This window comes from Aquipseudomonas alcaligenes NBRC 14159, assembly GCF_000467105.1.
GTDB lineage: Bacteria > Pseudomonadota > Gammaproteobacteria > Pseudomonadales > Pseudomonadaceae > Aquipseudomonas > Aquipseudomonas alcaligenes.
This window is the reverse complement of the sequence record NZ_BATI01000047.1, coordinates 19,569-30,980: the sequence shown is the minus strand read 5'-3', so window position 1 is coordinate 30,980 and position 11,412 is coordinate 19,569. Positions and strand designations below refer to the sequence as shown.

Sequence of the window (11,412 nt, the reverse complement as noted above, 5' to 3'; positions counted from 1 at the left end):
CACGCTTGGCCAAGGGTCTTGGACTATCGGAGGAGCTATCGGCCGCCTCTCTAAAGGAGAACCAGGAGCAGATCACTGAACGCCTGGAAATCCTGACCCAGCAGCTTGATGGCGCGCGCGAACAGGCGTTCAAAGCCGGCCTCGCCCAGCAGGAGCTGAATGGTCGGTTACAGACCTTGCAGCAGGAGCGTGCTGAGGTTGAGAGACGGCCCGGCTCGAATCTGCCAGGGCTATTTCATGCTTTTCGGAGTGATCTGGCGCAAGAGCTTGGACTCGATGAGTCGACCCTCCCTTTTGTTGCCGAGCTAGTTCAGGTCAAGCCCGAGGAGCTGGCCTGGCGGGGCGCTATCGAGCGGGCCATCGGCAGCCACCGACTGCGCATTCTGGTGCCGCAGGGCTCATCCCAGGCTGCATTGCGCTGGGTGAACCAGCGGCACAACCGTTTGCATGTGCGCCTGTTGGAAGTGAGAGAGCCTGCTTCGCGACCGGTGTTCTTTGATGATGGTTTTACTCGCAAACTGACCTTCAAGGAGCATCCGTACCGAGAAGCCGTCAAGGCACTACTGGCAGACAATGACCGCCACTGCGTCGAAAGCCCGGAGCAATTGCGTCATACCCCGCACGCCATGACGGCCCAGGGGCTGATGTCGGGCAAAGAACGCTTCTTCGACAAGCAGGATCAGAAGCGCCTGGATGAAGACTGGCTGACCGGCTTCGATAACCGCGACCGCCTGGCTTTCTTGGCCGAGCAGATTCACGAGGTCAATGAAAAGCTCGCGCCTGCCAAGCTGGCCTTGGATGCCGCGCAGGACGATGTCCGTCAGCTGGAGACTCAAGCTTCGCTGCTGAAACGCGTTGAAGAACTGCAGTTCGAGGATATTGACCTGCCGGGCGCGGAGAGTCAGCTGGAATCGCTGCGTACACAACTGGCCACCCTGACGCGCCCCGATTCTGACCTTGCCATGGTCAAGGCCGAACTGGATGAAGCCGAGACCCTGCTGGAGTCTCTGGACCAACAGCTCCGCCAACTGATCGAGCAGTGCGTTCAGTTAAAAACACAGTTTGACCAGGCCGCATCCGCTACCCGTAAGGCATATAACGGCGCAGAAAAAGGGCTGAACGATACGCAGCGTGAACTAGCGAAAGAGCACTTCCCTACTCTGGCCCCGGAAGACCTCGGCGACATTATCGAGTTGGAGCGCAAGCATACGCGTGAGCTTCAACAGCAGCTCAAATCGCTCAGCGAAAAATTGGGTCATGAGCAAACAGAGCTAGCCAAACGAATGTCCGACGCCCTGAAGGTCGATACCGGCGCGCTTGCAGAGGTCGGGCGAGAACTGGTGGACGTACCCAGGTATCTGGAGCGTCTGCGTGTGCTGACCGAGGAAGCCCTGCCCGAGAAACTCAAGCGCTTTCTGGAATACCTCAATCGTTCCTCGGATGATGGCGTCACCCAGTTGCTCAGCTATATCGACCATGAAGTCTCGATGATTGAGGAGCGCCTGGATGACCTAAACAGTACGATGCAGCGTGTCGACTTTCAGCCCGGACGCTATCTGCGCTTGGTCGCGAAAAAGGTCATTCATGAAAGCCTGCGCACCTTGCAACAGGCTCAGCGCCAATTGAACTCGGCGCGTTTCATCGATGATGAAGGCGAGAGCCACTACAAGGCATTGCAGGCGCTCGTTGGCCTGCTCAAGGATGCTTGCGAGCACAGCAGGAATCAGGGCGCCAAGGCGCTGCTGGATCCGCGCTTCCGCCTGGAGTTCGCGGTCTCGGTGATCGATCGCGAAAGCAGGAGTGTCATCGAAACCCGAACAGGTTCTCAGGGGGGGAGTGGTGGCGAGAAAGAGATCATCGCCTCCTATGTGCTGACCGCTTCCCTCAGCTATGCGCTCTGTCCCGACGGCAGCAGCCGGCCGTTGTTCGGCACCATCGTGCTCGACGAGGCGTTCTCGCGCAGCTCCCATGCGGTTGCCGGTCGGATCATCGCAGCGCTGAGGGAATTCGGCCTGCATGCTGTCTTCATCACGCCCAACAAGGAAATGCGCCTGTTGCGCCACCATACGCGTTCGGCAGTCGTCGTTCATCGGCGCGGCGTGGAATCCAGTCTGGTTTCCCTGAGCTGGGAAGCTTTGGATGAGCATCATCAACAGCGCATCAAGGCCATGCATGAAGTCGCCCACTGACATCAGTCGCAGCCTGGCCAGACAATGGCAGCGCTCCAGCGTACGCTTGGAACGCTTGCTCAATCCCGCTAGCTGGCCGCAAAGCCTCAACATCGGCAAGCCTTCGGCACGTCTATTTACTGACAACATCCAGGCGGTTCTCCGGCATGTGGAGAACTGGCGGAGCGTGAACGTGGGTAAAGTTGACTGGGAGCCCGTCAGCTACCGAGCAGGGCTGGCCCCCATTTCCCTGCCGATGCGTTGGCATTTGCACAGCCCCTCCGAATGGATTGCCGCAGCCAATGATCCAGCAGTCAGCCAGGAATACGCTCAACTCGAGTATCTGGTCGAACGGATAGACAGTGCCTTTCATGCACTGCTGGTGGCACAGCGGAGCTTGTGGCTGACGAAGCCCTCTGAAGAAATCGTCGCCACGGCGCGACTCGCCACCCAACTGTCACCAGGCTGTGCCCGAGGCCGCCCGCTGCGCCTGCTTGCCGAGCACGGCGTAGACACCAAGTTTTTCGAGCGCAACGCCAGCTTGCTGACCAGGCTCCTCGACGAGCGCTTCGGAGGCGCGGCGTCCGAGCAAGGCCTGACGACTTTTCTGGATGCCTTTGAAGAAAGCAGCCACTGGGTTCTGGTCGTTCCCCTTCAGCCTGAGCTGTTGCCCTTCAAGCGGCTCAGACTCACCACTGCGGAACTGGCCGAAACCCCACTTCCCGGTTCGCGATTGCTCGTGGTGGAAAATGAGCAATGCATTCACTTGCTGCCTGAGAACTTACCGGACACCCTGGCTGTGCTGGGCTCAGGACTCGATTTGCAGTGGCTAGCGTCCGCGCACCTGGCCGGGAAACAGATCGCATACTGGGGCGATATGGATACCTGGGGCTTTCTGATGCTGGCGCGAGCGAGACTCCATCAACCAGCAGTCGAAGCACTATTGATGGAGCAGGAGCTGTTTGAACAGCACTCACCGGTGAGCGCAGTCGTCGAGCCGACCAAAGCTCTGGAGTCGGCCCCACCTGGTTTGCTGGCTGACGAAGCGGACTTCTATCGGTATCTGCTGGTGCAAGAACGAGGACGTCTTGAGCAGGAGTACCTGCCAAAGGAACAAGTTGAGCGCGCTATCGAGCAGTGGGCTCGAAAGATCCCTGTATAGAGCGGCTGGCGGTGGGCTCAATAGTCCTGTAATCCTGAGACCGCCTACCCTTAAACCACAGTCTTCAGATATGCCTTCTCTGACATTTCCAACGTTGATCGCTTTAGGCGGCCGGTTTTCAGCGTTGGTCTGCAACGAGTCTTTCCACCTCGTCGACGATCTCAGCTGCGGTGCAGCCGAGGGGGTTAGCTAGCTTGATCAGGGTGGTGATCGTTGGCTGGTTGATGCCCCGTTCCATCAGGCTGACGTAGTTACGCTGTAATTCCGCCTCATGGGCCAATTGCTCCTGGGTGAATCCTGCTTCGACACGCCGTCTGCGCAGGACCTTGCAGGACCTTTCCGAACGCCAATCCGACTTCCACAGATGACTCCCCAAAAGGGAGGACTATCTGGGCGGCGTCATCGCTGGTCTTCACAGTATATTGTGAATTTGGTAAAACGTGACCTCATGCATAACGTCACCCCAGCGAATTGCAGGGCTGCCTTCCTACATGCCGTCTTCGTAATCGGCTGTAATTCAGTGCAAACGATTAATTTCCGATAAATAAGCAGTTAAATAGAAGGATGTTAAAAGTATATGAGGATTATTGGCATAGCTGCTTATGTGTCATTTGCATTTTTTTTGCAATCAGGAGCCTTCGCTGGCGAAACTGGAGTTCAGCAACTTGTTAAAAGATGCGAGGCTGCTTCCAAGGCTCGCGGGTCCTCACCTGCGCTCTGTTCGTGCACGTTGGAAAGAATGCAGGAGTATGGGTTCACTGATTCGGAGATTGTTAATTTTTCTCGACGAGATTTTAAGCCAAAGGATCTACATGAAACTGAACGCCATATGGACTACAGCATTAAGATTCGATTAATAGCAGGGCAATGCGGCTGATTAGCTTTTCCACAGTCGTCAGTCTAGTCGTACGTCATTGATTATGTGATTTGCCGTAAAGGATTTTATGCGGAACTTTTCTAGGTTTGTTTCATTAGCTCTTGCTAGCTCTGTTCTTGCTGGTTGCGGCAGTGAGGATTTCACAGGTGCGTATCGTTATAAGCTACCCGATGGCGAGAGGGTAATGGTTCTCAACGTTCACGGTGATGAGGCCGAGATATTTGGAGAGGATGTGAACGACGGTCGCATCAAACCGCTGGTTAAAATGAATGTTTCAGTAAAAGATAAAAAGTTACTCCTTGATGATGTTAATAGCTCCGAGCGCTTGGCCCTCACGCGAAATGTAGATGAGCAGAGTGTCGATTGTCTCAACTGCAAGGTGCTTGGCATCAATGACGCATCGGTTTGGAAGTATGACCCTCAAGGGCCCTATGACTTAGAGCAGATGCTGAAAGACCAAGCACTCAAGGATGAAGAAGCATTAAATGCCGAACTGCTCAAGATGCAGGAGCAAATTTATGAGCAGGCCCAACGAGACGAAGAAGCAGCCAAGCTAGGTCAATATGAAGGGGATTGGGTTTATCAAAGGACATCGAAACAAGACCCCCTTATTATCATGACTATCTGGCGAAAAAGTCAGATTAAACGTTGGTCGTTCCGCTTTGAAACCATGGACCGAATAGGGCAGGAAGTACCAGGGTTCGAGGTTTCAGATGTTGGGTTGAAGATCAAAGTTGGCTCTGAGGGCCTCCTATACAGTCTCAGCCCTGATAATCAGATATTGACCTGCACGAGCTGCAACAGACCTGAGCGCTGGGTAAAAGCTGACCCCAAGAAAGACCTCAGCGATCGCCATTACGCTCGAAAGATGGCTGGCAATCCGTAAATCGTAAGAGACCCTGTCCAAATTTGCATTGAACAGGGGACTTATTTCGCTGCTGTGCGTATCGGAGTTCTGAGACTTGGGGCAATTGTCTCCGATACTCATACCAGTTGAGCCGCTCTCAAGAGGAAGAGAGGAATATCTGGGTGTTTTCCTCCCCAGCCGCGGAAATTTTACACCTGATGCGCTCCATTATTTCCTCTCCAAGCTCGCGTGATGCAAAGTCGAACCTGAGTTGGTAAGACTTCTCGCTGCGCTCGGGTTCCCAATACGAAAGCCCCTGATCAAACTGGATGGTCAGTTGATTACCGGAGCGCAGCTTAAGCTGTAGCCGGCGGTAGTGCGGCAAGGTAGGCAGGCTTAGCACCTCTCCCTCGAGGCCGCAGTACGCCAGAGCCTGGCGGAGCGCCTCATCGCGCTCGCGAGCTGAGCGCCAATCATGCCGGCACTGCCAAGGCGAGCGATTGTCTTCCCGCTGATATTGTCGGCCTAGGATTCGGATAGCGAAATCTACATCACTCAGCCGTCCGAGCTCGTGGATCACGCTGACCAGCAGATTCACAACTAGCGGGTTGCATACGTAACGGTCGCTGTAAACCAGTTCTGTAATTGGATCCTTGCCTGTGAGGGCATCATTAATCAGGCCATTGGCCTCAGTACCTAGGTGCTCCCAGAACCGACGAGCAAAGTTGTCGAGCGAGCCGTCCAGCTGATTGCCGATTTCGATCTTAATCAAGCCAGTGGGTGGGGCCGGCATGAGATCGGCAGCATTCAAGATGCGCTCTGCTTTGAGGGCGGAGAGTGTGCCCCGGATGATTCGTGCACCGGCCTCCGCTAGATCCCAGGTGTGGCCAGGTGCGGTCAGGTTCGCATTGTCGCTAGCCCAGGCAATGCAGCCTTGCGGGCCTTGCAGTGTGACATTTAGTGCCAGCGCCCCAAGATCTGGTATGACGTTGTGCAGGCAGACCTGAACTCCGTTGAAAGCTAGCTTTGCTAACCATTCCTTTTGGTCACCTGGCAGGGTAGAAACGGTACTTTCCAGCAAGTGCAACTGCACTTGGTGCCCAGCACTATCCCAACTATGCAGTTGATGCCTCAGACGGCGAGCTACGGCAAGATCCCACTCTTCGCTGGGTGCAGTGAGGTATATAGCGACGATCTTCCTGCTGTCGTCCAGAGTAATCGCGCGTTCGACGGCTTCCTGCAGGTTAGTAATTTCAGCCTGGCTTTGCGGGCCAAAGACGGCTAGCTCAGTTGGCAGTGCCAGACCGGCAAGCCAACTTTGATTGATCCACGCCAATGCAGCATGGCGATCAAGGCGATCGGCTTCAAATCGGTTATCGAAGCTGAGCAGGCAACGCTGACATGCATGCGAGCAGTCGCAACTGTCTAATCGAGTGATAACCCGCTGCCACAGGCCAGAGGCGTTCAGTCGCTCTGCTGCCTGGGTGGTGTAGCCACCGCTGCGCAAGTCAAAAACCCGAATGGCACGAGACGGATAACCATCGACCTTAATCGGATGACAGTCGCAACCCAGCTCTTCGGTTTGTACACCTAGCTCGGCGGCGATCGCTTCCCGCAGCGCTACGGCAATAGAGTAGCCGGTGACATCATCATTCAAAAGTTCACCGCTGGAGGGGTTGCGTAGAATCAGTTCTAGCGCATCGGTCAGACTGTCATGACCCAGATGTATGTTCTGCTTGATCTTCCAGCTGTTATGGCTGCCAGGGCAGACGTTCTCTCCATCGTCATTCTTGCCACCGCGTAGACGTCGATGCTGTGCTTTCTGACGGAAAACGGCTGGTAAGTATTGCTCATTAGCAGGGGCAGATGTATCGGGGTGGCTGAGCATAGGCTCTGCCTTACCGCACTCCAAGCAGATGGCGAAGCCCTTCTGATTGGCTCCCGAGGTGTAGTGGAACAGATGGGCGTGTTGGCTGGCGCGGAACTGGCCGAGCGCTGGATTGGCCAGGCATACCCAACTGGCGGGCACGTTTAGCCACGGGTTTTTCACCGGTACGTACTGCAGGTGACTGATGTCATTGTGCGGCTCATCGAAGAAGTCCACCGCAAAACCTGCAGGGACTAGGTATTCGCGGACTTCATCCGACTCGATTGGAGCACCACATTCCTGGCAGTTGATCTCAAGTCCCGGGGTAATAGCTGTGTCGCTCGCGCCGCATTGCCCACAGCGCCATGCCTTCTTGAAGAGCTGCAGCTCCTTGACGTTTTCAGCAGACGCGGGGGCATGCCAGTTCAGCGTTATGCCGGATGACTTATAAACAAGCCCGTCCATAACAAGTTCAGCACCTGGCGCATATTCACGTAGGCCAGTGATGCGATCGCGTGAGGCTAACGAGCGATAGCGCGCGCGGTTGTCCTCGCGCTTATCGACTTCTTCCTGCTTTAGCGTCTGCATGCAGCGGTTGTCGAAGCTGACAATATCTGTTGGAAAGCCGTAACCGGGTAGGAATCGCCGGTCAGCCAGCTCACTCAGTAGGTACTCCTTCTCTATGCGGCTGAGTTGCGCCTCCATGGCGCGAGAGGCGGCAGCTTTCTTGTCGGCAATCTGTAGCAGCTGAGCGTAGCTGGCCGAATGCTCCTGCCGCCATGCCTGCATGATCTCGTTCATGCGGCTGCTGGCGCGTTTGAACAGCTCGTGCTGCGGTGTGGTATCGAGGATGCTGCGTAGAGTGATGTCCTTGAGGGCCTGCTCTACAGGCGCCTCGGTATCGACCGCCTGATTGTCGCACCACAGGCAGAAGCGTGCGGCCAGCGACATGGGCATTTCTCCATCAAGGAAGAACGTGCCGGCGGTCATCGACTTGATTTCCTGGGCGGCTACCACGTGCTTGAGCCAGTGCGATAGCAGCCAGGCATTGACGTGGCGCTGCACTAGATCGGGGCTCTGCAGAGACACCTTTGGCATGCGCATAGGCGTGTTGAACGGCCAGAGCGGGTTATTGAACACGCTCTGGTCGTGTGGAGTGTTCTTGCAGACGGCCAAGGCAAGCGAACGTCCCTCTCTGCGACGTCCGGCGCGTCCGGCGCGCTGCAAGTAGTTGGCCGGGTGCGGGGGCACGTTGTTCATCGCCACTACGCTGATGCCTCCGATATCCACTCCCATTTCCATGGTGGTCGAGCAGCTCAGCAGGTTCAGCTTGCCCGCCTTGAACAAGCCCTCGTATGTGTCCAGTTTGCTCTTCGATTGCTGGGCCGAGTGCTCGGCCGCACGGAAGTAGTTTCCACCCTCGATAACCAGATCCATGACGTCCGACCAGAGTGCATCTTGTCGTAGTTTCTGGATTTCCGGCAGGTTGTTCAGCCAGTCCCGGATCGCCAGCAGAGCTTCATCGCCGGGGGAATGCAGGAGCGTTTCTGGCGGACGTGGTAGGGTGTAGGGCATCACCTTGACGACCATCTCACGGTCGGTTCGTGGGGTGTAGGGGCTCAGCTGCTCGAACGGGGTGTCGATGAAACGCCGTGTTACTGGGCAAAGATAGACTTCATTCGGCAGCCGGAAGCTCAGATCCTTGAAGTCCAGTTGGTAGCCGTCACCCGACGAGATCAGCAGCTTTGCCTGTTGGGTAAGTGCATTCCAAGCCTCACGCAGGATCGAGTCAATGTGATCTTGGTGCACCGCAGTTGACCAGTTGAATGCCTTACAGAGCAGTAAGATTGCTCGAGACTGGACGCTACTGACGGTATTGACTGTTGGCCAGCGCACGTAGCGACCAGATAGTCTTTCAGCTTTACCATCAAACACGGGCGCAACTACCCACTTGGGGCTGATACGAACGCCGATCAGCGGCTGCCATTGTTTGTCGATATTTAGAACGGCGTTTTGACGTACAAAGAAATCCAGCAGTACTTTTAGATAGGCACGCCAGGATTCTACGTTCAGGTACGCAGGCCACGCTAAAGGTTTGCTAGTTATGCTGGCTAGCTTGGGATAGCAGACCTGTACAAGCCCCAGGGTTTCCAAGCTATTGGCACGTTTCGGCCTACGGAAGAACTCACGAGCAAGCAGCATTTTGGCCAAGGCGACACTGTCTTGTTTACCAAAGGTCTTAGGGGCTAGGCTGTGATAGTAGTCTAGGACACCCAACTGCAAATCTGATGTGCTAGCAAGATAGTCGACCATATCGGTCCAACCGATTTCGGCTCCCTTGGCCGCCTCGGCCTGCTTCTCCAGTAGCTGCTCCAAATACTTTTGCGCATAGCGTTCAAGTTTTTGCGAGGAAGCTTGTGCTTGTAGCTCGCAGAGCTCCTGTAGCTCCTCCTCTGACATAACCGTAACGGGTTGGGCTTGAAGTAGGCGCTGATAAATAAGCCCGCGAATCCTGTTCCGCTCAGAGTCCTGCTGTAGCTTGACTGCTATGCGTGCTGTTCCTTGGCGACTGTCGGTGAAGGAAATCAGTTTGCGACCTTGGAAAGGCTTGCCGGATGGCATTTGATCCGGCGGGCAGAATTCCAGCAGGGTGCTAATTACTGTGCTCAGGGTAAAGGGCGTGCCGACGCGGGCTGGTCGAAGTAGACCGCGACCCTGGATAGTGGCGCCACAGCACGGGCACTCATTCCTGCTGCTCTGGAAGATCTGTAGTTCGATGTAGCCATCCTTAGGACCATCGAACATCAGTTTTTGGCTGTTACGATCAAGATATTCAGAGCGGACGTGCCCGACATTGCGGTTGGTAATTAATATCTGGCTCAGTGCGTCATTATCGGTGTCAGCCGGATCTTCAATATCAGTAGATTCTTCATCTAGAGAAAACTCGTCGACCTGCTGTTGCGATTGATCAATTAGTTTTCCACTACTGGTAGGTTTCGCTTGCAAAAAGCTCTCGTTGCACTCCTCACAGGACACCAGCGGCATGAGGGGGACGCCGCAGTTGCAGTGAGTCCGCTCTTCCAGATAAACCATGCCGAACGGCCAGTCGGCATGCTCCAGAGCTGTGCCGGCTTTGTGGGGGCAGTTCTGATCCACGCAGGCGCGAATCGCCGGTATTACGTTGTGAAACAGGTGAGCACGTAGCGGTAGGAAGGAGAGGCCGTCGGCATTCTTGGTACCAGACATCACGTCCAGCCAGGCGAGTACCTTAGTCAAGGGAAGGTCGGAATCTTTTGCAAGTCCTTGCAGGCTTTGCGGCTTCACCTGTCCATCCGGCGTGAACAGGGAGCGCAGCCGTCGAGCGGTCGGACTCGCCTCAAGGCGCTGGTAACGCAGTGTCGATTGCTCTTGTTCTGCTTCAATCGTACTGATTGCTTCGGGGGTATCCTGCACGGCATCTGGTGCTGCATTCCGTAGGGTAGGAATATCCCGGTGTCCCTGCACGACATGCACCTGCTCTGGAGCCACTCCACCGATATCGGCTAGAAATTTGCGCAAGCTCTCTATGGTCTGCGTATCCGAGCCGAAGGTGGCCGAGGTTGCAACGAAGCGCACGTCCTGCGGCTTGACCTGGAAGGCCAGCATCACTCGGCGCAGCAGCAGGGCCATCTCGGCGGCTTGGGAGCCGATATGGGTGTGCGCCTCGTCAAGAATGATCCACTGTAACTTGCCGGCGGACTTTTGCAGGATCGGCTCATCCTCTTTGCGGATAAGCATGTACTCCAGCATGGTGGCGTTGGTAACGAGCAGCTGCGGCGGTCGTTCGCGCAGACTTTTACGATCGATCACTTGGCCTTTGTACTGCTGATCGGACACCTTTCGCTCATTCTCAAGCGCTCCGGTGTATAGGCAGTGACGAATCTGTCCACCAAACCCATCAGTCCAGGCATCCAGACGATTTTGCTGCGAATTGATCAGCGCGTTCAGCGGGTAGATGAACAGGGCGCGAACGCCTTCCGGGTCTTCGCCGGTGTCGATTTCCTTGGCCAACTGGTTGAGAACCGGCACCAGGAAGCATTCGGTCTTGCCCGAGCCGGTGCCGCTGGTCACCACCAGCGATTGCGGCACCGCACGGTTGAGGATATCCCAGGCCGCCAGCTGGTGGGTGAAGGGATGGCGGTTTCCGGGGAAGGTGTATTCCTGGGCAAGGTCCTTGGGCGGGGATTCCATGGCCCTAGCCAGACGCTGGTGCAGCATGTTGCCGCCGGCCAGGGAACTCATGGTTTCAGCGCTTTCCTGCCAGCCGAAGGTCGGTTCGAAAACCGGATCGGCCAGCCAGGCGCCCGGCGTGCCGGGGGCGGCGGTCAGCTGGTCATGTAGAAACTGGCGCAGCTGCGGGTTGCCGAGGCTGAGCAGGCCCTGGGCGGCCCGCTCGCTGCGGGTGCTCAGGTTGTCGGTGAGGGCGGAGAAATAGTTCTTCTGATAGAGCAT

5 protein-coding genes are annotated in these 11,412 nt (G+C 56.0%); 3 read left to right on the top strand and 2 right to left on the bottom strand.

What is annotated here, in order from left to right:
* Positions 1-2,189 (top strand): ATP-binding protein (locus PA6_RS20250; RefSeq protein WP_021702848.1); only part of this gene is annotated, 2,189 nt, incomplete at its 5' end.
* Complete coding sequence (locus PA6_RS20245) at positions 2,140-3,330, top strand: Wadjet anti-phage system protein JetD domain-containing protein (protein WP_255209944.1); 1,191 nt, start codon at positions 2,140-2,142, stop codon at positions 3,328-3,330. The genes PA6_RS20250 and PA6_RS20245, both read left to right, overlap by 50 nt.
* A 118-nt stretch (positions 3,331-3,448) precedes the next feature.
* Here the strand turns inward: PA6_RS20245 and PA6_RS20240 are convergent, their stop codons facing one another.
* Positions 3,449-3,610, bottom strand: a complete 162-nt coding sequence (locus PA6_RS20240) for a helix-turn-helix domain-containing protein (protein ID WP_021702846.1) — start codon at positions 3,608-3,610, stop codon at positions 3,449-3,451.
* A gap of 781 nt (positions 3,611-4,391) precedes the next feature.
* Between PA6_RS20240 and PA6_RS20235 the strand changes: the two genes are divergently transcribed.
* Entirely contained in the window at positions 4,392-5,093 is a 702-nt protein-coding gene (locus PA6_RS20235) for a hypothetical protein (protein ID WP_081694029.1), read from the top strand.
* Between the two features lie 118 nt (positions 5,094-5,211).
* Here the strand turns inward: PA6_RS20235 and PA6_RS20230 are convergent, their stop codons facing one another.
* Entirely contained in the window at positions 5,212-11,412 is a 6,201-nt protein-coding gene (locus PA6_RS20230; RefSeq protein ID WP_021702843.1) for a DEAD/DEAH box helicase, read from the bottom strand.